Annotated in this window: 20 protein-coding genes, 1 tRNA gene and 2 riboswitches; of the genes, 5 read left to right on the top strand and 16 right to left on the bottom strand. The window is 51.9% G+C overall.

Annotated features, from left to right (window positions below; all coding sequences use genetic code 11):
* Positions 1-289: 289 nt before the first annotated feature.
* The 12 genes from NSU01_RS02580 to NSU01_RS02525 form a co-directional block, all read right to left on the bottom strand.
* Positions 290-1,174, bottom strand: a complete 885-nt coding sequence (locus NSU01_RS02580) for a UbiA-like polyprenyltransferase (RefSeq protein ID WP_042133181.1) — start codon at positions 1,172-1,174, stop codon at positions 290-292.
* A gap of 18 nt (positions 1,175-1,192) precedes the next feature.
* Positions 1,193-2,488, bottom strand: coding sequence for an aspartate aminotransferase family protein (locus NSU01_RS02575; RefSeq protein ID WP_076246082.1), 1,296 nt, complete (start codon positions 2,486-2,488; stop codon positions 1,193-1,195).
* Positions 2,489-2,648: 160 nt separating this feature from the next.
* Positions 2,649-4,574, bottom strand: coding sequence for a U32 family peptidase (locus NSU01_RS02570; RefSeq protein WP_076246080.1), 1,926 nt, complete (start codon positions 4,572-4,574; stop codon positions 2,649-2,651).
* A 21-nt stretch (positions 4,575-4,595) separates the two neighbouring features.
* Positions 4,596-5,387 (bottom strand): energy-coupling factor transporter transmembrane component T, encoded by a 792-nt coding sequence (locus NSU01_RS02565; protein ID WP_076246078.1) that lies wholly within the window; start codon positions 5,385-5,387, stop codon positions 4,596-4,598.
* Positions 5,380-6,282, bottom strand: a complete 903-nt coding sequence (locus NSU01_RS02560; protein WP_042133171.1) for an energy-coupling factor transporter ATPase — start codon at positions 6,280-6,282, stop codon at positions 5,380-5,382. The genes NSU01_RS02565 and NSU01_RS02560 overlap by 8 nt, the downstream gene beginning before the upstream one ends.
* Positions 6,258-7,124: an ATP-binding cassette domain-containing protein gene (locus NSU01_RS02555; protein WP_052421644.1), complete on the bottom strand. Its 867-nt coding sequence runs from the start codon at positions 7,122-7,124 to the stop codon at positions 6,258-6,260. Before NSU01_RS02555 ends, NSU01_RS02560 begins: the two co-directional genes overlap by 25 nt.
* 19 nt (positions 7,125-7,143) lie before the next feature.
* Entirely contained in the window at positions 7,144-7,707 is a 564-nt protein-coding gene (locus NSU01_RS02550; protein WP_042133170.1) for a Gx transporter family protein, read from the bottom strand.
* The gene (locus tag NSU01_RS02545; protein ID WP_039309813.1) at positions 7,691-8,080 is read right to left on the bottom strand and encodes a NusG domain II-containing protein; all 390 of its coding nucleotides are present in this window, start codon (positions 8,078-8,080) and stop codon (positions 7,691-7,693) included. The genes NSU01_RS02550 and NSU01_RS02545 overlap by 17 nt, the downstream gene beginning before the upstream one ends.
* Positions 8,081-8,287: 207 nt before the next feature.
* Entirely contained in the window at positions 8,288-9,802 is a 1,515-nt protein-coding gene (locus NSU01_RS02540) for an HD domain-containing phosphohydrolase (protein WP_305954220.1), read from the bottom strand.
* A gap of 515 nt (positions 9,803-10,317) precedes the next feature.
* A complete protein-coding gene (locus tag NSU01_RS02535) occupies positions 10,318-11,283 on the bottom strand; it encodes an alpha/beta hydrolase (protein ID WP_076246076.1) in 966 nt (321 codons plus the stop codon).
* Between the two features lie 212 nt (positions 11,284-11,495).
* Positions 11,496-12,617, bottom strand: a complete 1,122-nt coding sequence (gene tnpB, locus NSU01_RS02530; RefSeq protein ID WP_042138791.1) for an IS200/IS605 family element RNA-guided endonuclease TnpB — start codon at positions 12,615-12,617, stop codon at positions 11,496-11,498.
* Positions 12,618-12,921: 304 nt separating this feature from the next.
* On the bottom strand, positions 12,922-14,847 hold the full coding sequence (locus NSU01_RS02525; protein WP_083705633.1) for a choice-of-anchor A family protein: 1,926 nt from the start codon (positions 14,845-14,847) through the stop codon (positions 12,922-12,924).
* An 81-nt stretch (positions 14,848-14,928) separates the two neighbouring features.
* Positions 14,929-15,018, bottom strand: a riboswitch (cyclic di-GMP riboswitch).
* A gap of 869 nt (positions 15,019-15,887) precedes the next feature.
* Here NSU01_RS02525 and NSU01_RS02520 point away from each other — a divergent pair.
* Positions 15,888-18,704, top strand: coding sequence for a hypothetical protein (locus NSU01_RS02520; protein WP_339302473.1), 2,817 nt, complete (start codon positions 15,888-15,890; stop codon positions 18,702-18,704).
* A gap of 870 nt (positions 18,705-19,574) precedes the next feature.
* Positions 19,575-19,667, bottom strand: a riboswitch (cyclic di-GMP riboswitch).
* 848 nt (positions 19,668-20,515) lie between these two features.
* The gene (locus tag NSU01_RS02515; RefSeq protein ID WP_042133162.1) at positions 20,516-20,890 is read left to right on the top strand and encodes a hypothetical protein; all 375 of its coding nucleotides are present in this window, start codon (positions 20,516-20,518) and stop codon (positions 20,888-20,890) included.
* Positions 20,891-21,356: 466 nt separating this feature from the next.
* On the opposite strand, the gene NSU01_RS02510 is transcribed toward NSU01_RS02515, so the two are convergent.
* Positions 21,357-21,779 carry an ASCH domain-containing protein gene (locus tag NSU01_RS02510; protein WP_042133160.1) on the bottom strand — a complete coding sequence of 141 codons (423 nt, stop codon included), beginning with the start codon at positions 21,777-21,779 and terminating at the stop codon, positions 21,357-21,359.
* Between the two features lie 47 nt (positions 21,780-21,826).
* Positions 21,827-22,705, bottom strand: a complete 879-nt coding sequence (locus tag NSU01_RS02505; RefSeq protein WP_042133158.1) for a hypothetical protein — start codon at positions 22,703-22,705, stop codon at positions 21,827-21,829.
* Positions 22,706-22,837: 132 nt separating this feature from the next.
* Here NSU01_RS02505 and NSU01_RS02500 point away from each other — a divergent pair, with 132 nt between their 5' ends.
* Both NSU01_RS02500 and NSU01_RS02495 read left to right on the top strand, forming a co-directional pair.
* Positions 22,838-23,770, top strand: a complete 933-nt coding sequence (locus NSU01_RS02500; protein ID WP_042133156.1) for a zinc-binding dehydrogenase — start codon at positions 22,838-22,840, stop codon at positions 23,768-23,770.
* Between the two features lie 205 nt (positions 23,771-23,975).
* Positions 23,976-24,227 carry an Atu4866 domain-containing protein gene (locus tag NSU01_RS02495; protein WP_042133155.1) on the top strand — a complete coding sequence of 84 codons (252 nt, stop codon included), beginning with the start codon at positions 23,976-23,978 and terminating at the stop codon, positions 24,225-24,227.
* 76 nt (positions 24,228-24,303) lie between these two features.
* Here the strand turns inward: NSU01_RS02495 and NSU01_RS02490 are convergent, their stop codons facing one another.
* Entirely contained in the window at positions 24,304-25,179 is an 876-nt protein-coding gene (locus tag NSU01_RS02490) for an AraC family transcriptional regulator (protein WP_231575271.1), read from the bottom strand.
* Positions 25,180-25,339: 160 nt separating this feature from the next.
* Here NSU01_RS02490 and NSU01_RS02485 point away from each other — a divergent pair, with 160 nt between their 5' ends.
* A complete protein-coding gene (locus NSU01_RS02485; protein WP_042133152.1) occupies positions 25,340-26,077 on the top strand; it encodes an SDR family oxidoreductase in 738 nt (245 codons plus the stop codon).
* 160 nt (positions 26,078-26,237) lie between these two features.
* Here NSU01_RS02485 and NSU01_RS02480 read toward each other — a convergent pair.
* A tRNA-Thr gene (locus NSU01_RS02480) sits at positions 26,238-26,309 on the bottom strand.
* Positions 26,310-26,382 lie beyond the last annotated feature (73 nt).

Here is a 26,382-nt window from a genome sequence, read left to right as displayed (position 1 = left end):
CCGCTGGGTAGGCTTGTTGTCTTTTTGAAGTTAATCTTGCCTGGGGAGAGGTTAGGACGGAACGGAGAGGAATTTTGGAACTGGAGAAGCGTCAGCGTTCGCCTGAAAGCTTTCCGTAGGAAAGCTCGCATCGGAAGCATACGCTAAGCTCGGATTCCTACCGCAAACAGCGGTTCAAATCAGGGAATCCGAAGTTAACAGCGATCGGAGGTCCAAATATTCATCGCAGTGCAGCATCCCAACCTCTACCGCGCGGCCGGCAGCCAGCCGCCAGCCGCGCCTCCGCAAACTAATTAACGTAAAAATAATCAATCAACGTACACAGCAATATCACCATACTGATCACCTGGTTCAAATTATAAGAAGCCACCTTCATCATCTTGCGGTTCGAAGGTTTGATGATCTTGTGCTCTGTCATCAGCAGTAATGTAGCAATCCCGATGCCCACTAGATACATCCAGCCAAGATCACGCCAGAGGTACAGGAACAGCAGCAGCATAATCATAATGAAATGCAGCCCCTTGGAGATCCGCAGCGCGTTCTCCAGTCCAAAGAAGCTCGGAATGGACCATAAGCCATTTTTCCGGTCGAAATCGATGTCCTGGGTCCCGTAGATGATGTCAAAGCCGGCAATCCAGAGCATGACCACCGTCCCGATAACGAATGGAGTGAATGCAATATTCCCCGTTACAGCAAACCAGGCACCGATCGGCGCTGAAGCAATCACGAAGCCCAGATACAGATGGCTCAGGAAGGTAAAACGCTTCGTGTACGAATAGCTCGAGATCAGCACGATGGCCACCGGAGACAGCAGCAGGCAGAGCAGATTCAGCATCCCGGATGCGACAATAAACAGCGCATAGTTGATGATGATGAACAGGATGACTTCCTTCTCAGCGATCAGACGCTGCGGCAGATGCCGGTGTGCGGTACGCGGATTATTGCCGTCAAAGGTACGGTCCACCAAACGGTTGAACGCATTGGCCCCGTTACGCGCGCCGATTAGAGCGATCAGCCCCCACAGCATCATATGGCCGGAAGGCCAGCCTCCCGCCGCCCATACCATCGAGATGATGGCAAAAGGCAGGGAAAAGAGCGTATGGGAGAACATGACCAGCTCGCTGAACATTTTCAATTTAAGTGCCGTATGCTTAAAAGCATTAATGATAACCATAATGTTGTGCCTCTTTCTTCAATGAATCGCTTGCTTGACCAGGGACAGCACTTCATCCAAGGCAGCAAGCATAGTATCAATATTCTCTGCGGTGACGACCAGCGGCGGCTGGAAGGCGAGAACATTGCGGCCTATGCCGTTTTTGCCGATCAGGTAGCCGCGGTCCTTCATCTCTTCGAGCACATGGTCTGTCCGCTCCGCCGCCCCCTCAGCTTCGGAACCGGCAAGCTCGGCACCCAGCATGAATCCGGTCCCCCGCACATCGGTGATTAGCGCAGGATGACGCTCCTGAAGCCAAAGCAGGCCTTCCTTCAAACGTCCGCCCAGCTCAGCCGCACGTTCCGGCAGCCGTTCACTCTGGATATAATCCAGCACAGCCAGCGCCGTAGCCGCGGATACAGGGTTGCCCCCGAACGTCGAGGCCGAAGGCTTGTTCAGTGAAGCGGCAATCTCATCTGTAGTCGAAAATGCGGCGACAGGTACGCCGTTGCCCAGTGCCTTAGCCATGCTGATGATGTCCGGAACTACGCCGAAATGCTCAATGGCAAACATAGCTCCCGTACGGCCATAGCCGGTCTGAATCTCATCGTCGATCAGCAGGACACCGTATTGCTCAAGCAGCACCTTCACCTCGCGGAAATAAGACAGGGCTGGCATAATCATGCCGCCATTCCCCTGAATCGGTTCAACGATCATGGCGGCGATAGTATCACCTTTCTCGGCGAGAACACGCTTCAGGCTCTGAATCGACTGCGCAGCAGCTTCTTCCAGCGTCATCTCCGGATGATACGGACGCTCAATGAACGTCACTTCTTCATCCAGGTAAGCGTCTGTCCGCCACATTTGCAGGCCGGTCACGCTCATTGTAAGATTGGTCCGTCCATGCAGTCCGGCTTCCAGGGCAATGAACCCTTTGCGTCCGGTATGCATCCGGGCCAGCAGGAGTGCCCCTTCATTCGCTTCCGAGCCGCTGTTAACGAAGAAGGTCCGGCGCAACGCGCCTGGCAGCAGACCCTCCAGACGCTCGGCCAAATCTACATTCGGCTGGGTCAGATAGACGGTCGAGGTATGCTGCAGCTGCTGCAGCTGTGCTATCGTACGGGAGGTAATCGCCGGATTGCAGTGGCCGCAGGCGACAACCGATACCCCGGCGAAGAAATCCGTATATTCTTTGCCGTTCTCATCGTACACGTACTGCATGCTTCCGCGTACCAGTTGCGGGGCATCCCGGTAAAAATGTGCAGTGCACGGGTAGAAATACTGCTTTCTTTTGACGGCTACCGCATCTCTTCCAATGATGTTGCTCTGTTCCATGAAGGTTCCCTCGCTTTCAGCTGCTGATAATCCAAGATGATGGCCATAATGTGGATACGAAGTATAAATCAGCTTATTAGTTTGTGAAAATAATAACTTATCAGTACACCACTTACCGTTATTATACTCGCCCTAGCGTTATTTTAAAATTGAATTATTATTAATTAAATTGCAGTGAGCCCAGTGTGTAGCCCGCGTATACCGGCTTAAGTCCTCCCAGCAGATCATCGCCCAGCTTCGGTCCGTTAAGCGCAGCCTGGTAAGCAGCAATAATCGTGCGCAGTTCATCTGTGCTGTAAGTAGCCCCTTCAATCCGGAAGCTCGCAATCCCAAGTCCGTTCATCTCATCCAGCATCGGCAGATAACACAGCTCTTTGGCGAACAGCAGGTGGCAGCGGCCATATTGGTCGCGGTAGACCGGATTCTCACCTTTGTCGGTTTTGAGCACCAGCACATCATTGCTGACAAACTGGTTGTCTTCCTCACCAATCGGCTCCATCACTTCCGTATTCTCGAACAGATCATGCTCCATATACATCAGTGCAGGCGTTCCGTGAACCACAACTTCCAGCGGTAAATCGCTGCGCGAGATGAAGGAGGCAAAGTGCTCCAACGTCATTTCCGGTGAAACTGTAAGCTTCGTAAGGCCGAGTCCGGTATACAGTCCGGCAGACAGGTGGTTGTAGACATTCAGGTTGGCATCGCCAATCATCGGGTAGCCGGTCCCACGGTAGCGGCGGATCGCTCCGAGGTTCGTAATCATCAAGCCGTCAATCGGCAGCTTCTCCCCGTTCAGCAAGTGGTCATATTGATCAAAATGCAGCTCCGTCATCATCCGAGGCATTCCGAGGTACAGCTTGGTCCGGCCTTTGATGGCTCCAAGCTCCTTAATATCCTGCTTCGTGAACGGACGGTCCGGCTCAAACACATCACCCGGAATATATAAGCTCTCTACACCCATCTCCAGCACGACGCGCGCCTGTTCCATATTATTCACCCGCACAGCCAGCTCCGGCTTCGTCTGCTTACTGCGTTTATCTTCGGCCATCCGTTCGCGCAGCTGCATTACCCGTGCTTCGGACAGCTCGCGCTCTGCAGTCGGTGTACTGAATACTTTGCCAGTGCTATAGAACTTGCCTGTACCTTCATAGCGGCGGTTGATATTCGTTAGTCCCGGTTTGCCAAAAGCGTACGCGGTGGAAAAATCACGTTTGCGGTTCTTGTACAGCTCTTTGGAATCCACCGTACGGTCAAAGCCCAGCGGATCATCGATATAGCGGTCAATCGCATCGCCATAGCTGTTGGCCAGGTTCACCATAAACTCCTGGTCGCGCATGCGGCCTTCAATTTTGAAGGAAGTAATACCGGACTCAATCAGCTCCGGAAGATGCTCATACATGAACATATCCTTCACGGCCAGCGGGTATTCCGCAGGGAAGACATAGCCGTCACGTTTGATCCGGTAATCCCAGCGGCAAGGCTTCATGCATTTGCCCCGGTTGCTGCTCATCCCGAACACCTGGGAACTGAAATAGCAGTTCGCTCCGTGCACGGAACACATATCGCCATGGATGAAATATTCCAGCTCTACACCGCTTCTGCTTCCCAGCAGCTTCGCTGTCTGCAGATCCATCTCACGGGAGGTAACGACCCGGCTGACGCCAAGCTCCTTCAGTGCGTGAATCATCTCCAGATTATGCACATTCATCATGACCGAAGCGTGAACCGGAACGGTAAGCTCCATCTCACGGATCAGCTCCAGCACAGCCATATCCTGAACGATCAGCGCATCCGGACGGGCGCCATCCAGAAACTTCAGGTACTCTCGGGCTTCTTCCACGTCTTCTTCGCTAAACAGATTATTTACGGTGACGTATACTTTTTTATCCAGCTTGTGGGCGATCGACACGGCTTCAATTATTTCCTCATGACTTAAGTTATAGCCCTTGCGCATCATTCTCATATTCAGCACCGGACCGCCGAAATACACGGCATCACACTTCGATTCAATCACAGCCTTGAAAATCTCAAACGTTCCGGCAGGTGCCAACAATTCAATCTCTTTACCATTAAAATAACGTGCCATTCTTGTTTCCTCCTAAACTTCCTACAATAATGCTACTGCAACTCCTAAGACAACGAACATAGCAACAAACAGCGTATCAGCGACGCCCCACCTGAGGCGGTGATACCGGCTGCGCGGCGCATCCATACGGAAGCCCCGGGCTTCCATCGAATACACCAGGTCCTGGGCACGCCGGAAAGCACTGGCGATGACCGGAACCAGCAGGGAAACTAGCATCCGCGCCTTCTCTTTCAAAGGGAGCTCCTTCAGATCCGCGCCGCGCGAGGCCTGCGCCTTCAGAATAATCTGCGCTTCATCAAGAATCGTCGGGATAAAGCGCAGCGCGATGCTGATCATCAGCGTGATCCGGTCCGGTGACAGGCCGAGCTTCTTAAACGGAGCGAGCACACCTTCAAGGCCCTGGTTCAGCTTGCCGGGCGTTGTCGTAAAGGTCAGCAGTGCCGTGAAGGTCAGCAGGAAGAGCATGCGGATGACTGAGAACGCCCCCAGCCGCAGGCCTCCCTCATGCAGAGAGAAGGAGCCCAGCGACCACAGGACATCCCCTTCCTTCACGGACAGGGACTGCACAATGAAGATGAATAACATCAGATAACGCAAAGGCTTCGCAGCCTTAATGAAATATTTTAGCGGGATGCGGGTGGTTGCCATAACAATGATGGAGAACAGGGCTATGAGCCCAATCGCCATCCACGAATTGGACAGCAGGATAATCACTACGTAGAGCAGCATGCCCGTAATTTTGGACCGGGCATCCAGCTTATGGACCCATGAGCCCGTATCAATGCTCCGTCCCAGCAGCAGGCGTTCATTCATGGCCATTCCCCTTTTCTTCCATGCCGGCGGCGTTCTTGCGCTCTGCGAGCAGGGCGGCGATCCGTTCCGCGAGGGCCTCCGCCGTAAGGAGCGGCTTCTCGCCGGCCAGGCCGAAGCGCTGGGCGACGGCCTGCCAGTACCGGAGCGACTGCGGAACCGTCAGTCCGCAGCGCTCCAGGATCGCCGGATCAGCGGCCAGCTCCTGGCCGCTGCCCTGGAAGGCGAGCCCGCCGTCCTTAAGCAGGGCCCAGCTGTCGGCATACGGCAGCAGCTCATCCATCCGGTGCGTCACGATGATGATCGTCCGGCCCTGCTCGCGGCACAGCCGCTCCAGCAGCGCAATCAGCTCGGCGCGGCTTACCGGGTCCAGCGTCGCTGTCGGCTCATCCAGCACGACAATGTCCGGGTCCATCGCCAGCACCGAGGCGATGGCCGCCTTGCGCATCTGTCCGCCGCTCAGACGGAACGGATTGCGCTCAAGCAGGGCCAGATCCAGGCCCATGTCCGTCATCGCTTTGCGTGCCCGCTCCTTGGCCTCCTCCGGACTCACGCCGAAGTTAAGCGGCCCGAAGCAGAGGTCCTTCTCCACCGTATCTTCGAACATCTGCTGCTCCGGGAATTGAAAGACCAGTCCGACCCGGCGGCGCAGCGGAAACAGCTTCGGCGACTTCTCTCCTGCAGTGATAGTCACATCAAGCACCTGCACCGTACCATCTGTCGGTTTCAGAATCCCGTTGAACAGCTGGAGCAGTGTGGATTTACCGGAGCCCGTTGCCCCGGCAATCCCGGTCAGTGACCCCTGGGCAATATTCAGATTAATCCCATGCAGCGCCGTCTGCTTCCACATACTGCGGTCAGCATACGTATAGCTTACTTCCTGAAGTTGTATGGCCATAGTGTGTCTATAAGCTCCTTTTCGCTGGCGGGTACATCCACCGTAATCCCCCTGCTCTGCAGTTCACGGGCAAGACGCCAAGGGTAGGGTTCCCGCAAATGGCATTTCTCCAGCAGGTCTTCATTACGGAACAGCTCCGCAGGCGGCACATCCGCCGCTATGCTTCCGCCATGCAGCGCAAGCACACGGTCCGAAGCCAGGATTTCATCCGGATCATGTGTAATCAGCAGTATCGTGTACGCCCCTTCTGCCTGCATGTCCCGCAGAATGCCCATAAGCTCATCACGGCTGCCTTCGTCCAACATAGAAGAGGCCTCGTCAAGGATGACGATGCCTGGCTTCATGGCAAGAATCGAAGCAAGCGCGACACGCTGCTTCTGTCCGCCCGACAGCTCTCCGGGATGCTTGGACAGCAGATGATCAATGCCCATCTTCACGGTATAGAGATCAAGCCGCTGCTTCATCTCTTCGTAGGGCAGACACAGGCCTTCCAGGCCGAAGAGGATATCTTCCTCTACCGTCTGTCCGATGAACTGGTTATCCGGATTCTGGAACACCATCCCGATGCATTGCCGGATGTCTCCAATTGTCTCTTCCTGCAGCGTATGTCCGCAGACAGTAATCTCCCCGGCACTCTTAGGCAGCAGTGCATTCAGAAGCTTGACGAGCGTAGATTTCCCGCAGCCGTTGGGTCCTACTATGCTTACCCATTGGCCCTGCGGGATAGACACGTTAATATCATGGAGAATCGGATGCTCCGGATCATATCCGAAGGAGACCCCCGCTAGCGTAATAACGGCCGGTTCCTCACCGGCCTCTGTATCATTGTACGATTGATTCATGTTAGTCATCCTTCCGCAGCTAGTGACCCGGTCCGTTCAGGAACTCTTCAAACAAGGATATCTTGGATAGCGAGTCTACGACATACCGCACGGCGAAGCCGACAGCAATCCCTGTCACGATTCCCATAATCAGCAGAACCGGCAAGTAGTATAAAATACTCATTGATTTGAATACAATCGCTGCCGCCAGCAGTTGTCCGGTATTATGGGCTAGTCCGCCGGCAATGCTGATTCCGATTACACTGAACTTCTTGCCCCCCAGCTTAACCAGCGCGAACATGACCACAAAGCTGAACAACGAGCCGAACAGGCTGAAGAGCAGACTGGACAGTGTGCCGAGCAGAAATGCGGTCAGCAGCGTCTTCAGAATGACCAGCACGAATACATCTCGTCCACGCAAAAAGTAAATACAGGTCAAAATCATAATATTGGCGAAACCCAGCTTGGCTCCGGGCATCAGCCCCATTCCCGCAAGCGGAATCTGAGCCTCGACAATACTCAGCACTACGGCAACGGCCGCGAAAATCGCAATAATGACCGTCCGCTTCAGCGCTGTAGCCGATTCACTACTGGACATAGGCATCTACTTCATCCTCCCCCGACCCGCTTGCAATTTCAACTAATACCCGGTGCGGAAGGCATACTATGGTCTGCTTGGGCAGCGTGATAAATCCAAAGCCGAGACATACCTGATCGGGACAATCCGCATCGTACATCTCAATCCCGTAATCATGCACCTTCAAAATGTTATAGCCCCGATCTGTACGGATATCAATGGTTTGCTCTTCTTTGGTAAGCGTTACTGTTTTGAACAGCTTGCCGTCTACCGTTATATTGGCCGTAAGTTCCTTGCCCGGCCCACCTTTATCAGCATCATTTGACAGCCATCTCGGCACCAGAAAAGCAAGCGCAGCAATCAAAACGATAGAAATCAGCAGCACATCTGCGCGTTTCATAGAAATCTCCCTTATTTTTTAATTAAAATCCAGACTTAATAATTATAACGGTCCGCCCGCAATCCTTCAATGAATGTAGTCGTTAATTGTCGCATTTCAATGGCAGTTCACAAAATAGGCACGCAAAGCAGAAGCGGAACCCTCCACAAACTGGATGGCATCCGCTTCTGCAAGAAATATAAGGATAACCGGAAGAACGCTGCATCCTTATCCTGTTTTGACGGGATAGCCTGTTTGAAGAGGTTCCGGCTTCCGTCCAAAGTAAGACAGAAACAAGCCGGCGAATTCCGGGTCCCATTGAGTGCCCCTTCCCTGCTCCAGAATAGCCAGCGCCCGGTCGTGATCCATCCCTTTGCGGTACGGGCGGTTAGAGGTCATGGCATCATAGGCATCCGCCACAGCGATAATCCGGCCATGTAAAGGAATATCCGTACCGGCAAGGCCATCCGGATATCCTTTACCGTCATAACGTTCATGATGGGAACGGACGCCGCCCAGATAGGGTGCCATCTTTTCTACCGGTTCAATCTGCCGCAGAATATTCTCTCCAAGCACCGAATGGCTCTTGATCTGGTCAAACTCCTCATCGGTAAGGGCTTCTTCCTTGAACAGGATGCTGTCCCTCACCCCAATTTTGCCAATATCATGCAGCAGGGCCGTCTTGCGCAGATCGTCCAGCTGCTGCCCGGTAAGTCCGGCCAGCTGGCCGATAATGACAGAGTATTCCGCGACACGCAGGGAATGCCCTGCCGTGTAAGGATCACGGGCATCCAGTGCCACAGCCAGTGTAGTGAAGTAGCTGCCCAGCAGCTGCCGGCTCTGTTGCTCCCGGGCCTGCAGCCCCCGGACCATCATATTAAACCCCGCTACCAGCTTAGAGAATTCATCGGAGTACTCATCCTGCACCTGAATCATATTGCCGTCTTTCACATGATTCATTGCCTGATACAGCTCATTAATAGGGTGCTGCACACTATTGGTCAGCAGCCATGCCGCAATAGAGGAGAAGAGCGTGCCGATCAGCAGCACCATACTCGCCCAGGCCCAGTAACTTTGAAGCCCCACCACAACTACAGGACTCTCATGACCATTCAGACGAATATGGGTAGCCATGATAAACAGGAACAGCGGAAAGGTGCCGATCAGCATGCAGCTCACCAGAAATTTGGGACGGATAGGTACAAATACATGTCCTTCCAGGGAAAAGTCGACGCCATACTGCTCCAGCGCCCGGTTCCTGAATTCTTTGATCAGCGGAATAATGGCCGTACAGGTCAGAAAAAATTCAATCAGCGCATGCATACACGCCACAAGAACAGCGCCGCACATAGCCAGAATCAGATAAAAATAAGGAATAGTAATCCAGCCGTTGTAGATCATCCAGAATGTCATCAGGACAGCCGGGAGGGACAAGCCCAGAAGGTGAGGCCCCATAATCCGCTGAACCGCGCGTTTCGGCAATTGATGTGTATGCAGATACGCCTCTTCCAGCATAGACAAAGTAAGGTTATCTTCATACAGCGCAGTGCGTACCGGTCTGATCTGATTGATAAAAACCCCGATCTCCATGACCGCCATAATCACGAATGACAAGGCGAGCACAAGCAAGAGCCTGAAGTATTCGATGCTGCTAATCTCCAGAGAGGAGAGCAGGATCAAACTCCCTACCGCCAGCACCGCTACTGCTGAGCCGAATATATAATTCCGGATCTGATTTTTCAAAAATCTTCTGTATAATCTCATCTGTCCCATCATCCGTCCCGGCCTCAGCCCAATATCCGCTTGCATTTCTATATATCGCATGTTATAATAATATAATATTTGTTTTCGTGTATGATTATCCCCATCAAGAAGATGTCAGGCCGGTGAATTACTTGTCTTTATTATCGGCAGTTTGGACACAAAATCTTACGTTTTCTTGCAGTACTTTTCCTTTTTATGAGATTAAATTCGAACATAGCATTCCGATTCGCACTGGCGCGGCCACGGAGCCGCAAGGACAAAAGAGAGGTAGGGCTTTTGTCGTATTGGAAGGATTTCTCTCGCCACACGGCTGCTGGAAATAACAAGGAACAACGACACCCGTTTCGCTCACAAACGGCGGGGGATTCATATACCGATAAGACATGGCTGGCTGCTTCCCTGACACAGGGAAGGGCCCCATGTGTGGAACATAATAAGCGCCCGATACCCGCTGTTTGCGGATATCGGGCGCGTCTACGTTCCGGGGACTTTTTTTAGACCCAATCAGCCGCTGCCGGGCTGTGTACATAACGTTCCACGAAGTCGCCTACTGTGCGGATATACTCCCTTTTATCCGTATCATAGGCAAGACCATGCCCCGCTCCATGCACCACCAGCTTCTCCTTCGGACTCTTGCAGGCACCATACAGCTCATCCATCATCGCATAAGGCACAAACTTATCCGCATCTCCATGGATAAACAGAATCGGCACCCGGGCTTTACGCACCTGATCCAGCGCTGACGCTTCACCGAAATAATAGCCTGCCTTCATCCGCGTTACCAGGCTGGCAATCTGCACAAAGGGAAAGCCCGGCAGATGATACATCCGCCACAGCTGGTAAGTCAGCTGCGCTTTGACTGAGGTGTAGCCGCAATCAGCGACAACGGCTTTGACCTGCGGAGGAAGCTGTTCACCGGCGGTCATTAGCACTGTCGATCCGCCCATAGATACGCCATGCAGCACAATTTGCGCCTCCGGCCCGGTCTCCTGCAGAATAAATCCGATCCACTGCAGATAATCACGGCGCTCCGGCCAACCGAAGCCAATATAGTCCCCTTCGCTCTTCCCGTGACCTCTGGCGTCGGGCAGCAGCACATTATATCCCAGGTTGTCATAATAGTTTTTGGCGGTTGCCCCCATGTCCTTAGCCTTGCCGGAATAACCGTGGGCGATAATTACGGTACGGCCCGCAGCACGCTCCGAAGCCAGATAGTAGCCCTGCAGCTTCAGTCCATCTTCCGAGACCAGCTCCACTTCCCGGAAGTTCTGCCGCGCCACCCATTCCGCCCCTTCCCCCCACGAAGCTCCGGCTACCGGCGGGTCCACCTTCAGATCCGGCGTCTTGCCCAGGAATTCCTTGGGCGCCCGCTTAATAGCCACTCCATAAAAGTAAAATCCGGCATAAGCCAAAATCCCCGCGATTACAACCAGCAACACTAGCAGGTATATACTCCACATAACGTTCACCCTTTCAGTAAGCAACCATCCCTTTGAGGAAATGTGTATTCTTGCTTTTGAATTCTCCCCCACTTAGCTAACGCTTGAAGTGGCGGATTCTTGCGAACAGAAGAGTACCCTCTTCTTATGGAGCAAGCGATCCCTGCGTTCCCGCAGTTTTACATTTTTGACGCAAGTGAAATGTTGAATTCTATCGTTTGGTTAGGTGGCGGTTAAACCGCTACTTGTTCAATATTGTGAGCGGCGTTTTCGTCACGGTCATGGATCGTCCCGCAGGCCGTGCATGTCCATTCCCGAACGGACAGGTTCTTCACCTCGGGGTGGATCGTGCCACACACATGGCAACGCTGACTGGTCGGCTCAAACGTGTCGGCGATCCGAAGATTTCGTCCATACCATTTCGCTTTATACGTCAGCTGTCGCACCCACTCGCCCCAAGACGCATCAGCAATGGATTTTGAAAGCTTGGGGTTCTGAATCATATTCGCCACACGCAGATGTTCGATACTAATCGTTTGGTTTTCACGAATCAGTCTCGTGGTCAGCTTGTGGAGGAAGTCATTTCGTTTATTGGCAATGCGTTCGTGAATACGAGCGATATGCTGCCTTGCTTTCTTCCAGTTGGAGCCGCCCGGAGTACGCCGAGCCATCCGCCGCTGCCAAAGCGCCAGCTTGTTCTCGTATTGACGGTAAAAGCGAGGATTGGCGATATGTTCCCCGTTTGAGCATACTGCATATTCTTTCAAGCCTAAGTCGATGCCAATAGGTGTATCCACTTGGGGCAGAGGGTTCTTTTGAACTTCGCAAACGAGCGAAACGAAAAATTTCCCGCTGGCGTTTTTACGAACGGTAGCGGACAATATCCGGCCTTCCAGCTTCCGGGAGTTTGCAAAACGTATCCAGCCGAGTTTTGGGAGCTTCAAGCGACTGCCCTCCATGGCGATATTCCCGTTGGTGAATTTGGTCGTGTAACTTTGAATCGGATGCTTTCGGCTCTTGAAGCGTGGCGCTTGATTTTGCTTCTTGAAAAAACGATCAAAGCTATCCGCCACATGACGAGCAGCCGACTGCAAAGCGATGCTATCGACTTCTTTCAGCCAGTCGTATTGTGCTTTTAAACCGGGGAGTTGTGTTGCACAAGCGTGATAAGACAAGCCTTTTCCCGTTTCCACATACCTTTGATTCCAAGCTTCCAAGAAGTAATTGAACACAAAACGGCAGCAGCCAAACATTCGACGAATGAGTTGCTTTTGCTCTGTATTGGGGTAGATCCGATATTTATAGGCTTGATGAACCAGGGGTTTCGAAGAAACCTCCTGCGCAGACACGAGCATGTGCAACACCTCCTTTTAGTGATCTCATTCATATTATAGCACATATGTTCGTCTTGAAATCGAAAACTGCTGATTCATCCCCACCCTATCGAGGGTGGAGTATTCTCAGCTTTTTTAGATAAATAATTTGAGCATAGTATAGCATGGTATCCGTCCAACTAAAAACACTGCCGTCAGTCTGCGCTGCCTGGTGTGTGTAAGTAGTGAGCTACGAATTGAATGCGCTCCCCGTATACAAAAAGACTGCTTCCCGGAGAATCTCTCCGGCAGCCCCCCTCATCCAAACACAGCGGCTTAATCATAATCATTTGCGCTTGTTCACTCTGGCAGTTCTTCTAAGAAGCAGGCCCAGACCGGCAAGAACAACACCCGTAATATAGTACGGCGCAGGACTTGATTCACCCGTCTGCGGCAGGGTTTGCTCTGCAGTCACACTGCCCAGAGGAATCTCGTCATCGATAATGATTTCTTCAGGTGCCGGTCCTGCTACAGGTGAAGGTCCAGGTGCAGGAACCTCCACAACTGGCTGTAGCGCTGTTGTTGTCAGCACCGTCACAACCGGTGATGCTGCCGGCCCGAGAGGAACCGGGTCATCAATAATAGTCGTGTCAGTATCAGTCACAATAGTCCCAATCACTGTCGGAGCGGTTGATGTCGGAAATACGAAGCTTGGGACAAAGACGCTCGTGCTGGTTGCTGTCGGTGCTGTTGTCGGTACAGCGGTCGGCACTGTTGTTGGTGCCGCTGCCGGTGTTGCCGTTGGCACTGTTGTCGGCGTTGCCGTTGGTGCCGCTGTCGGTGTTGCCGTTGGTGCCGCTGTCGGCGTTGCCGTTGGCGCTGTTGTTGGCGTTGCCGTTGGTGTCGGCGTTGGCGCTGTTGTCGGCGTTGCCGTTGGTGCCACTGTCGGTGTTGCCGTTGGTGCCGCTGTCGGTGTTGCTGTTGGCGTCGCTGCCGGTGTTGCCGTTGGCGTCGCTGCCGGTGTTGCCGTTGGCGTCGCTGCCGGTGTTGCCGTTGGCGTTGGCGTCGCTGCTGGCGTTGCCGTTGGCGTCGGCGTCGCTGCCGGTGTTGCCGTTGCCGTTGGTGCCACTGTCGGTGTTGCCGTTGGTGCCGCTGTCGGTGTTGGCGTCGCTGCCGGTGTTGCCGTTGGCGTTGGTGTTGGCGTCGCTGCCGGTGTTGCCGTTGGCGTTGGCGTTGCTGTTGGCGTCGGCGTCGCTGCCGGTGTTGGCGTCGGCGTCGCTGCTGGCGTCGGCGTCGCTGCCGGTGTTGCCGTCGGTGTCGCTGCTGGTGTTGCTGTTGGCGTCGGCGTCGTTGCCGGTGGCGTCGGCGTTGCCGTTGGCGGATCTTGGCCTTTATAAGGTATATGGTGGGATTCTCCCGATCCTGAGAGCGAAGCTCCGATCAGATTCCCGTTGATTTGACCATTATTAAATTGAATAGAGGCATATGGAGCCAGCACAGATCCCAGAACTCCGATACCTTCGATTTGAAGACTGGTCGCTTGACTGAAGTTATATAACACTTTACTGTTCATAGCGTTATCCTTATTTCCGTTACCATTAATTCCAGTCCCCATATTCTTCATAGTTACTGAAGTACCGGAGATATTAACTATAGCTGTTGAGCCATCGGGAATCTTAATTCTCAACTCATTTGCACTAGACAGCTTGCTGCCGTCTACAGTAAATATGTTAACATCCGAATTTGTACCTTCCAAAAAGAAATTACCGGAGTTGGCAGTGGTAACCCCATTAACAGGCAGAGAAGCAAGCTGCTGAGATTTCTCACGGAGCAAACTGAACTCGGCTGCAAAGTCCACAACATTTACTTGTTGTTGTAAGCTTCCTGTTCCCCCGCGCGGGCCGCCGCTGCCGCTATAACTCCCCCCGTAGACTACATCACCCACGGTTTCTCCCTGGGAATAATACAGATTACCACCGGCGATGAGAGAGTAGGCTTCCTTCGTTTCCTCACTAGTAAGACTATGTCCCACAGAATAATTAACATTTAAATTCACGTTTCCGCCGGCAGCTAATCTACCTTCAATATCACTATGTTTAACATCAACATCTCCCAAGATGAACACATTATACTTGGATGCATTGCCCGGCAAAGAGTTGCCCTCGGCTTTAACTGAGGTGCTCCCCAGTGAAATAATTCCGCCGCTTCCTACAATCAGAACTGCTATAAGTCCGAACACCGTAAGACGTTTGAATTTTTTTAATTGGAACATACAGCTCACCTCACAGTTAATATAGATATAGGCCACATTTATATAACAAAAAAAGACCGCCGGAAAGAGGATTGCTCTCTTTACGGCAGTCGGACGATCATTGCGCTCCATCGCGCTTTAGACTCCTGGACTTTGCGTCCCGTCCTTTCGAACGGTTTGCGTTTATACGTCAGTGGAAGATTAGGTTGTGAAATTATGTACTAAATCAAACTTTTATACTAATGTCTATGACATTCGTTACTTTGGAACTATTTTTAGTTTATCCGCTATCAAGGCTGATTGTCAATGAAATCCTTTGAAACATCTGGTAATAGATTATATCTGCTAATTCATTCCAAAGCACTGTTACAAAAGGTTTTTTTAAAGAATCTATAGCTTTTTCACCTAAATCCCGATCCTCTCATCGCCCTCGATGGCACCTACAAGAATATTTTGGAACCATGTATAAAGAACTAATTTTAATATTGCAAATTTTAATATAAACATGAGGGCCCATGATCTTAAAGACGCACCTCTTTCTCCTTAGCACATTTTCTTTTAAGAGGAAACATAATAACAAATGTATATCCCATATGAAAAAGGCTGCTTTCAGGAGAACGTCTTCTCCCAAAGCAGCCTTTTCCCGATTTAGCGGTGATATCGCCAGCCTTTCGGAAAGGATCTTACGGATTGCATTTATTTACGTTTATCTGTTCTGGATCTTCTGCCGAGGAATATTCCCAATCCTGCAAGGGCTAGACCGACTAAGTAATAAGGAGCCGGACTGGACTCACCAGTCTTCGGGAGCGCGGCATCCGCAGGTACATTGCCTAACGGAATCTCTTCATCAATGATTGTCACAATCGGCGTTGAACTTGGTGTTGCGCTTGGGCTTGGCGTTAGGGTTGGACTTGGTGTCACCACTAACGGCCGAGGTGTTGCTGTTGCCACAGGGCCCAAAGGCAGCGGATCATCAATGATTATGGTATCCGGATTTACAATATAGCCGATTATTGGAGTCGGCGTTGGCACTACATTAATAAAGACGGGCGGTGCAGACGATGGCACTGGTGTCGGTGGTAATGTCGGTGCTGGTGTTGCCGTTGGTGTCGGTGTCGGTGTCGGTGTCGGTGTCGGTGTCGGTGTCGGTGTTGGCTCTGCCGTTGGCGTTGGTGTCGGCTCTACCGTTGGTGTTGGTGTTGGATCTGCTGTTGGTGTTGGCGTCGGTGCTGCTGTCGGTGTTGGTGTCGGTGCTGCTGTCGGTGTTGGTGTCGGTTCTGCCGTTGGTGTTGGTGTCGGTGTCGGTGTTGGCTCTGTTGTTGGTGTTGGTGTTGGTGTTGGTGTTGGTGTTGGTGTTGGTGTTGGTGTTGGTTCAGCCGTTGGTGTTGGTACTGGTGTTGCCGTTGGTGTCGGTGTTGGCTCTACTGTTGGTGTTGGTGTTGGTGTTGGTGTTGGTGTTGGTGTTGGTGTTGGTGTTGGTGTTGGTGTTGGTGTTGGTGTTGGTGTTGGTGTTGGTGTTGGTGTTGGTGTTGGTGTTGGTGTTGGTGTTGGTGTTGGTGTTGGTGTCGGCTCTGACGTTGGTGTTGGTGTTGGTGTTGGTGTCGGTGTCGGTGTCGGTGTCGGTGTTGGCTCTGCCGTTGGCGTTGGTGTCGGCTCTACCGTTGGTGTTGGTGTTGGATCTGCTGTTGGTGTTGGCGTCGGTGCTGCTGTCGGTGTTGGTGTCGGTGCTGCTGTCGGTGTTGGTGTCGGTTCTGCCGTTGGTGTTGGTGTCGGTTCTGCCGTTGGTGTCGGTGTTGGCTCTGCCGTTGGCGTTGGTGTCGGTGCTGCTGTTGGTGTCGGTGTTGGTTCTGTTGTTGGTGTCGGTGTTGGTTCTGTTGTTGGTGTTGATGTCGGTGTTGGTGTCGGTGTTGGTGTCGGTGTTGATGTTGGTGTTGGTGTCGGTGTTGGCTCTGTTGTTGGTGTTGGTGTTGGTTCAGCCGTTGGTGTTGGTACTGGTGTTGCCGTTGGTGTTGCCGTTGGTGTCGGTGTCGGTGTTGGCTCTACTGTTGGTGTTGGTGTTGGAGTTGGCGTTGGCGTCGGTGCTACTGTTGGCGTTGGCGTCGGTTCTGCCGTTGGCGTTGGTGTTGGCTCTACCGTTGGTGTTGGTGTCGGTTCTGCCGTTGGTGTTGGTGTCGGTTCTGCCGTTGGTGTTGGTGTCGGTTCTGCCGTTGGCGTTGGTGTTGGCTCTACCGTTGGTGTTGGTGTCGGTTCTGCTGTCGGTGTTGGTGTCGGTTCTGCCGTTGGCGTTGGTGTTGGCTCTACCGTTGGTGTTGGTGTCGGTGCTGCCGTTGGCGTCGGTGTCGGTTCTGCCGTTGGCGTTGGTGTTGGCTCTACCGTTGGTGTTTGTCGGTGCTGCCGTTGGCGTCGGTGTCGGTGCTGCTGTCGGCGTTGGTGTTGGCGTTGGTGTTGATGTCGGTGCTGCCGTCGGTGTTGGGGTCGGCGCTACCGTTGGTGTTGGTGTCGGTGCTGCCGTTGGCGTTGGTGTCGGTGCTGCCGTTGGTGTCGGTGTTGGTGCTGCCGTTGGTGTCGGTGTTGGTGCTGCCGTTGGTGTCGGTGTTGGTGTTGGATCTGCCGTTGGCGTCGGTGTCGGTGTTGGTGTTGGATCTGCCGTTGGCGTCGGTGTCGGTGCTGCCGTTGGCGTTGGTGTCACCGTTGGCGTTGGTGTCGGTGCTGCCGTCGGCGTTGGTGTCGGTGCTGCCGTTGGTGTCGGTGCCGCCGTTGGCGTTGGCGTTGGTGTTGGTGCTGCCGTTGGCGTTGGTGTCGGTGCCGCTGTTGGTGTTGGTGTTGGTGCTGCCGTTGGCGTTGATGTTGGTGCTGCCGTCGGCGTTGGTGTCGGTGCTGCCGTTGGCGTTGGTGTCGGTGCCGCTGTTGGCGTTGGTGTCGGTGCAGCCGTTGGCGTTGGTGTAGGTGTCGGTGCCGCTGTTGGTGTTGGTGCTGCCGTTGGCGTTGGTGTCGGTGCCGCCGTTGCCGTCGGCGTTGGTGTCGGTGCTGCCGTTGGCGTTGGTGTCGGTTTCACTGTCGGCGTTGGCTTCACTGTCGGCGTTGGCTTCACTGTTGGTGTCGGTTTCACTGTCGGCGTTGGCTTCACTGTCGGTGTTGGTTTCACTGTCGGCGTTGGCTTCACTGTCGGCGTTGGCTTCACTGTCGGTGTTGGCTTCACTGTCGGCGTTGGCTTCACTGTCGGTGTTGGCTTCACTGTCGGTGTTGGCTTCACTGTCGGTGTTGGTTTCACTGTCGGTGTCGGCTTCACTGTCGGTGTTGGTTTCACTGTCGGCGTCGGCTTCACTGTCGGCGTTGGTTTCACTGTTGGTGTCGGTTTCACTGTCGGTGTTGGCTTCACTGTCGGTGTTGGCTTCACTGTCGGTGTCGGCTTCACTGTCGGTGTTGGCGTCGGAGTGCACTTAGGTGTCGGCGTCGGCTTCACTGTCGGCGTTGGCTTTACCGTTGGTGTCGGCGTCGGCTTCACTGTCGGCGTTGGCTTTACCGTTGGTGTCGGCGTCGGCTTTACCGTTGGTGTTGGTGTCGGCTTCACTGTCGGTGTTGGCGTCGGAGTGCACTTAGGTGTTGGCGTTGGTTTTACCGTGGGTGTCGGTTTCACCGTTGCTGTCGGTGTTGGTGTCGGTGTTGGAGTTGGTTTCACCGTCGCCGTCGCCGTCGGCGTTGGCGTTGCGGTCGGTTTCACTGTTGGTGTCGGGCTTGGTGTTGCGGTTGGTGTTGGCGATGGGCTGGGTGTTGGTGTTGCGGTCGGTGTCGGACTTGGCGGCGGTCCATCTCCCTCGTATGTTCCAAGGTGCATTTCTACTCCGCCGCTAAAAGACTTGGCAATTAGCGTTCCGTAAAGCTCTGCACCGGAATAATTGACATCCGCCTTAGGCGCCAGTATCGTTCCCAAAAAGGTCGTATACGCAATATTCACCTTGGTCGCTTCGTAGAAATTGAACAACACTTGACTTGCTCTACCGTTATTCATTGCGAAACTTGGTACATTGACCGTAGCTCCACTTATGTTAATAATTAACGTGGCATTCTGGGCAATGTTGAATTGAATATTGTTTGTATTCGCCAGCGTTGCCGCATCCAGATGAACTACGTTGAAAAGATCCGGCGCACTTATTGTAAGTGTTCCATAATTATTACCAATTTCTTTCGTAGCGGACAATGCCCCGTATGCTGCAGAACGCGAGATCAGATACTGCTTCTCAGCCGGGAAATCAATCGGGCTTCCCTGCTTCTTCGCGCCTATAATGTTCACACTAGGCTCATTGGCTTCAAAGGTGTCCCCATACACAACGTTTCCGTAGATTTCTCCGCTGCCCGAATGTTTAAACTTCTTGCCGGCAACGAGTACGTCGGTGGCTGAAGAATTCCTGTAGGCCCTGGCTACCCCGTAACCTCCAGAGAGAGTAATATTCCCCCCCGCTGCAAGACGGCCTTCAATTTGATCATTGCCTTGTGTGAAATCGTCAAAGATAAAAGCATTAAAATTCCCGGCAATCCCCAAGACCGGCGTTGGATTGTAAGGCACACCAGATGTTGCCCTTACCTCCGTCCCCCAAGTGAAGGCGCTACTTACGGTCAGTACGCCCGCCAGAATAAAGGCGGCCGCTTTTCGCATTTTTCTTCTCAATAATCTACACCTCCTATTCAACTATTCTATGAAATCGCCGCAAAACTATAACAAAAAAAAGACCGCCACGAAGGGTTAGCTTCACGGCGGCCGGACGACCATAGCCCGGACTTAAGGGGCATCAGATTCCTGACTTTGCGTCCCGCTCTTTCGAAACGGTTTGCGTTTGTACATGATTGATATGAAATTGGAAAAGCTTATGTAATACCCAAGTGAAATCTGTGATATTTGTTACTTTAGAACTAACTCCAGTTTAGATGCCGACTGGCATATTGTCAATATATTTCCAATTCATTTCACAGCTATTTTTTTGAAGAAAAAAGATTAAAAAAACCTTTATATATAAGGATTTATACAAGATGAGAATATAACTTCCTGACGAAAAAGGTCGATAATTCCGCTAATTCGCCGCAGTATTTTTCCCTTTTCACAGAGCTATTTCTTACAATTTTAAATATTAAAATTTAGTATTTTAGTCCTATTCCTTCTCCCTTCCCCCAACTCATCTCCGCTAAAGCAACCTCACCATGGTAAACGCGAAGAAACGGGCGCCATCCCCTTTAAGGATACCGCCCGTTTTCCGTTCATACCGGAGAGCTCTTTTATAGTAAAGGCCCTATGATATTCATATATTTTCACAAAAACTGGCGCCTAAGCAAACCCTGGCAGCAGTCTTTAATCGACATTTCTAGGGAGTTTGCGTAGAGGGCTGAAAATCTGCACACGCAGGAATCCATTTTTAGAGCAGCTGAATCCAGCCAATCATTGACACCCAGAGCGGAACGCTAAGGAATAACCCGAATAATAAACCGCGGCGGAGATTTCCTTCATGACTCATTGCCATTCTCCTTTTAAACTGATTTATTTTTAATCTTTATTATTTCAATTTTAATATAAAATAATTTTTCCTATTTTATTGTGAATTATGTCACATTAATAGCCTTCTTTTTTAAATACCATTGATTTTTTTTGAACTTCGGGTTAAATTACGAATATACGTTCTCATTAGAGGGGGTGAGATTGATGCACAGAGCAGAGAGCCAGGACAATATGCTGGTGAAATCGTATATCTTGCTGCCGCTCATTTTATCCGCCTTTGAACGCGATGCTTCCATCCTATCTGCAGAGCTGCGTACACCCGCTCCTTACCTGGAGGTTGTCCGGACAGCGGCGGGTGCAGCCATAGCCGATCTGCGGAATGTCCGCACCGAGATGAGAGCCCGTGGTCTGAAGGTCTATGCACAGCAGCAGCTGGAAGTTGGCATTGAAGCCAAATTTGTCTGCAGGGGTTATCATGAACGGATGCTGCTGCTGGATGATGTCATTACCGCCCAGTCTACTATCCGCATGCGCAGATATCTGGGTCTTGGCACTCCGGACTCAACCGCCTTGAGATGAACAGCATTCTGGCGATGTTAATTCTCAGCGTTTCTCCCCTCATAAAAAAGAGGCCCGCCATGATCGGCAAGACCTCAGGGTACCATATTACACCGGGGGATGTTTGGTAACCCCAATATACAACCCTTACCTGAAAATAAGCTGATACCCAGATAAAGATTACATTAAAATCGTCCAATACCCAAGCGTGCCGCAGATAACCACAGCCGCTACGGGATACAGGATCTTCCGGCTTACCTGATCCTTAAACACAATAAACAAACAAAGCATACAAAGCCATGCGATAAGAAGGCTGCCCATCTCTTATGCATACGCTCCTTCCCGGCAATTCTGCCCTGGCTCCTGCAGCATACCGCCGCAGAGTCCGCTTTCCATATATATAAGAAGATTACCCGCTGAATATCCCTATCATACCCGCTGACAGCTGATCTGCATGAAATTTTTATTTATTTGGCCACAAACGGATTCACCACTCCTGCTCAAGAACGGGATATTCCCAGAAACCTAAGCGCCCCTTGGCAGCTATAGGATGAGCCAGCGCAACTACCCCCTCCAGCTTCCAGGCGTACCGGCCTTCTGCATAATCGCCGAACACATATTCATTCCCGCCCGGCCAGCTCTGCTGCGCCTGCTGAGGCGTAACCCCACAGCAACCGGCCAGCCGGCTGGTCGCAAGGATTACTCCGGAGGGCAGATTATCCGCGGTGTAGCCGTGCCGGGCAAGCACTGATTGATACGGCTCCGTCTTGCATATGGCCTTATCTACCTGCATACCGGCATGGATGGCTAAATCCCCCCGGTAAGACGTCGGCCAGGAACGGGTCTCGATCTGTTTTTCACCCAGCGCAATTAAGGTGGCCCAAGGCTGGCGAATCGTCAGACACTTCATACAAGGCTTGCCTCCATTCCAGAAAACACATAATGTCCAGTTTACACTCAGCTTCCCAGTTGTTCAAAAACTGTATGCGCAGCTTCATCGACCGGTAAGTAGGCCTCAATTCTTGGATATAGATGATGGCCCGCGGAAATATGAATTTGCTTGTACCGGATAGGAACCAACTTATCTGAGGCACCCATTCTGGCTAAGATCATTTTGTGCTGACCAGGCTCGGTACCTGTGTTATCAGGCCGCTTATTCCAGTACTTATTGAAATCACTGTATTGCCGGAGTCTTTCGAGGCTATGCGTATACCATGGCTCCTGTCTGGAGCCGGTGTGTATTTTTTGATAAGCATGTATACCCTCCACTGCATGAGATTCCCATAATTCAAAGGATGCGGCATTGAAGGTCGAGCGGGAGCGCACAGGATAATCCGCATTGAAGTGAAGATCTGCCATATTCAAGTCTTTATAGAAAGCTTGATGTGCAGGCAACTCAAATAACCGGCTAAACCGTTCATTCACCGCCTTGATATTTAACATGTGGTTCACAATCATTGCCGGCAGCGGCAGGCTGCTCAGGATCTGCCTCACTTCTTCCAGCGCCTGCTCCATAGCTGCTCCTTCAAGAGCCGGATAGACCGGGAGATAACCGGCAGCCAGCAGCAGAGCATTCCGTTCAACGGCTGTACACTCCAGATATTCAGCAATACAGATAATCATCCGGCGATCCGGCACGCGGTGTGAGCGTCCCATTAATAGGTTTTTATACGTAGGGCAAGCCATATCGTTAAGCTCCTGCTGAGTAAACCGTTTCAACAACGGATGGGGTTGATTAGCATAATCCAGTTGACGTGTTACGCGAAGATTCTCAATTTCAGCGATTACCCCCTTCAACGTCTCATCCTGAACGTCCCTATCCTTACGCATAGTCATCAGGCTCACCGCCTTTACCATATTGAGGTGTAGTTCTACTCTTGGTACAAGCCAATTCCTACAGTATACTCCACTATGAAAACAGGGCGCAATTTCCATTACGCTTCTAATTATATTTATGGAGGAGATCCTATGAATCGTGCAATTGTTACAGACTCACCGGCTCATGGATATTTGACCGTCAAGGAAGTCGCCGCACCGGAGGCCCAGCCCGGGGAGGCAATCGTTAGAGTGCATGCTTTCTCCCTTAACCGGGGTGAAGTTGTTGATGCAAGGAAGGAGGCTGAGGGATTCCGGCCGGGCTGGGATTTTGCAGGAACTGTTGTCCAGCAAGCCCGGAATGGCACCGGACCCAGAGAAGGAAGCCGTGTCACCGGGCTTCTCCCGATGGGGGCATGGGCAGAGCGGGTGGCTGCACCCGCTTCGTTCCTGGCAGAGATACCGGATAACATAACCTTCGCCCAAGCCGCCACTTTGCCTGTAGCAGGCCTGTCCGCACTTTACACCCTTAGAAAGGGCGGAATGCTGCTCGGCAAGAAAATATTGATCACCGGCTCCACTGGAGGCGTGGGAATCATGGCTCATCAGTTAGCCGCACAGTCCGGGGCATTTACAGTAGGTGTAGCAAGAACAAAGGAAAAAGCCCAGGTTGCCCGGGAAGCCGGCGCTAATGAGGTTGTGGTTGGAGAAGCTGCGATATCTCAGGCAATTCCTTTTGGGCCTTATCATCTAATCGTGGATTCGGTGGGCGGTGATACACTGGCTGCTTTGATGCCTCAGCTGGAACCGGGAGGGACCCTAGTCTCGATGGGACATTCAGCCTCTCCTTACTCCACACTTGATGTCAGAGGCTTAGGCGGCAGAACCTTGTACAGCTTCTTTCTTGGAGAAGAAGTTAGCCGTTACTCCGTAGCCGACGATCTCAAACTGCTGGCCGGCCTCCTCTCAACAGGCCAATTAACCCCCCGCATTGAAGTGGAAGCGTCATGGGAGAAGATAGCGGAGGTATCCGAGGCGCTGCTGGAACGCAGATATTCCGGTAAGGCCGTGCTGTTGACCGAATAATTCTGATATAAAAAGCGCCTGTAAAGCACGCACGACAGATATGGCAGACCCGTTTCACCACAAAAGAGGTTAAATTGGTCATAATGTTCTCAATCTCTTAAATGGAGGATTAGGCAACAATCTCAATGAATCAGGCTACCCCCCATTGTATTGAAGGAGGATAATAAACATGCAGAACTAAATAAAGAAAGAAAGGATGAATATAATGGAAGATAGCATTAACCCCTTCCATCCTTATATTGGAATGTGGGTAACCGCAGATGGTTATATAAGGCATGAATTGCTGCCTAACGGCCGCTATGCTGAAGCACGCGGAAGCAGAAAAAGCGCTTATCAAGGAAGTTATTCTATTACAGGTGATCATATTGAATATGTAGATGATACCGGCTTCACCGCCGATGGTGATTTTCGCGATTCGGTGCTCTATCACGGAGGCATGGTCTTGTATCGGGAGTAAACCAAGTTTCCACATAACAGGAATAACAAAAACACCGCATTCTCAGGAGAATTGGCGGTGTTTTTGTGTGATGCAACTATATCGTTTCCCGGAACCGATGTACATCCCGAATAGGCGGCTGGCCGAACAAGCGGGCATACTCACGATTGAACTGCGTGGCGCTCTCATAGCCAACCTGATAAGCGACACTTGTCGCATCGCTCGTTGTCGCCAGGAGAATTTTCCGAGCTTCTGTCAGCCGCAGGCGTTTCTGATACTGGAGGGGGGTCATTGCCGTCACTTCTTTGAAACAGGCAAAAAAAGATGACTTGCTCATTCCGGCTGCTTGCGCGAGCTTCTCCACCCGCATGGGTTCCGCATAGTGGAGATTCATCCCTTCAATCACGTGGGCAATTTGATGGGCACGGCTGCCCAAGAGAGCGAACTGCCGTATAGAGTCCCCTTGCTCAGTCTGCAGCATACGGTAAAGAATCTCGCGCACTGCATAAGGAGCCAGCACCGGTAGATCATCCGGCGTATCCAGCAAACGGATTAGATGCATGACAGCCTCATGAAGCGGATCGCTCATCCGGCTGATAACCAAAGCGCGGGGAGGTTCTTGTCCTGTGTTTTCTGTGACATTGGATTGTTGAATCACATCCAAAATCTGATCCATATCAAACTGTAGCTGAAGGGACAAGTACGGGGTCTCTGGAGAGGCTTCAATGACTTGTCCGGTAATTGGCAGGTGCACGGAAGCGGCCAGATAGCTTCCGTGATTATAACAATAGCTTTCCGGCCCCAGCATTACCCGCTTGGCACCTTGAGCAATCACACACAGGGATGGCTTGTATACCGCAGGCACTGGCGCGGATATGTCGGAAGAACGAATAAAAGAAAGAGCAGGATAGGCGGTAACGATGGTCCCATCTTGTACGGCAATACGTTCGATTCGTTCGGTCAATTCAGTCAAGCGTATTCCTCCATTCTGCGACTATTACAATTTACTTTATTGCATTTTGGAGGATTAGGCAATCTCTTCACAGTATCCGGCTACCGCAAGCTTTGAAGTCGGCAGCATAATGAACATGTAACACCTAAGCGTATTTCATTCATAAAAGGAGCGGTGTGGCATGTCGACATTAAAAGATAAAGTAGTGCTTATTACCGGTGCCAGTAGCGGCATTGGAGAAGCGACCGCCAAATGGCTCGCTAAGCGTGGAGCACAGGTGGTGCTCGGTGCAAGACGGACGGACAGGCTAGAAAAGCTGGCGGAGGAGATCAGAAACGCGGGCGGGATTGCTGAATACCATTCCCTCGACGTAACGGATTTTGAGCAAATGAAATCAATCGTCCAATTTACAGTTCATCAATTCGGACGCCTTGATGCCCTTGTAAATAACGCAGGTGTGATGCCGTTATCGCCACTTGATGCATTAAAGATCGAGGAGTGGAACCGTATGATTGATGTCAATATTCGCGGTGTGCTGCACGGGATCGGAGCTGCTATTCCCGTAATGAAGGAACAGAATTCCGGCCACATCATCAATGTTGCCTCCGTTGGCGCATATACTGTCTTTCCGAAATCATCGGTTTATTGTGCCACCAAGTTCGCGGTCCGGGCGATTACAGAGGGCCTGCGTCAGGAGTTGGGAGCAACAATCCGTACGACGGTTATTTCTCCAGGCGTAACCGAATCCGAACTGGCTGATACCATCACTGATGAGTCAGCCCTCGAGATGATGAAATCCTTCCGGGCCAATGCTTTGCCCTCTTCCGGTATTGCCCGCGCCATTGCCTATGCCCTTGAGCAGCCTGCGGAAGTGGATGTAAATGAATTGATCGTGCGCCCAATGGGGCATCCGGCTTAAACCGCTAAGCAGATTAGGAAATAAGACTTGACGGCTACCAAAAGTGAATTCCGTTACTTCACTCGAATATGGTAGAAGAATGGTAGAGGTTTATGGTGGTACAGAAAAAAGCGCGGCCTCCGAAATCCCCGGAGGCCGCGCTGCATATGAATTCAAAAGATGCTGGTGAAGGGAATTGAACCCCCGGCCTACGCATTACGAGTGCGTTGCTCTACCCCTGAGCTACACCAGCTTAAAGGATAGTCTGCCTGCCAAACAAAAAATATTATAACTCTTTCAGCAGAAAACGCAACCCTTTTTGATCA

It is taken from the genome of Paenibacillus sp. FSL H8-0259 (assembly GCF_037963255.1).
In the GTDB taxonomy this organism is placed as follows: Bacteria; Bacillota; Bacilli; order Paenibacillales; family Paenibacillaceae; genus Paenibacillus_AQ; species Paenibacillus_AQ phytohabitans.
This window is presented reverse-complemented; position numbering and strand designations above follow the sequence as displayed.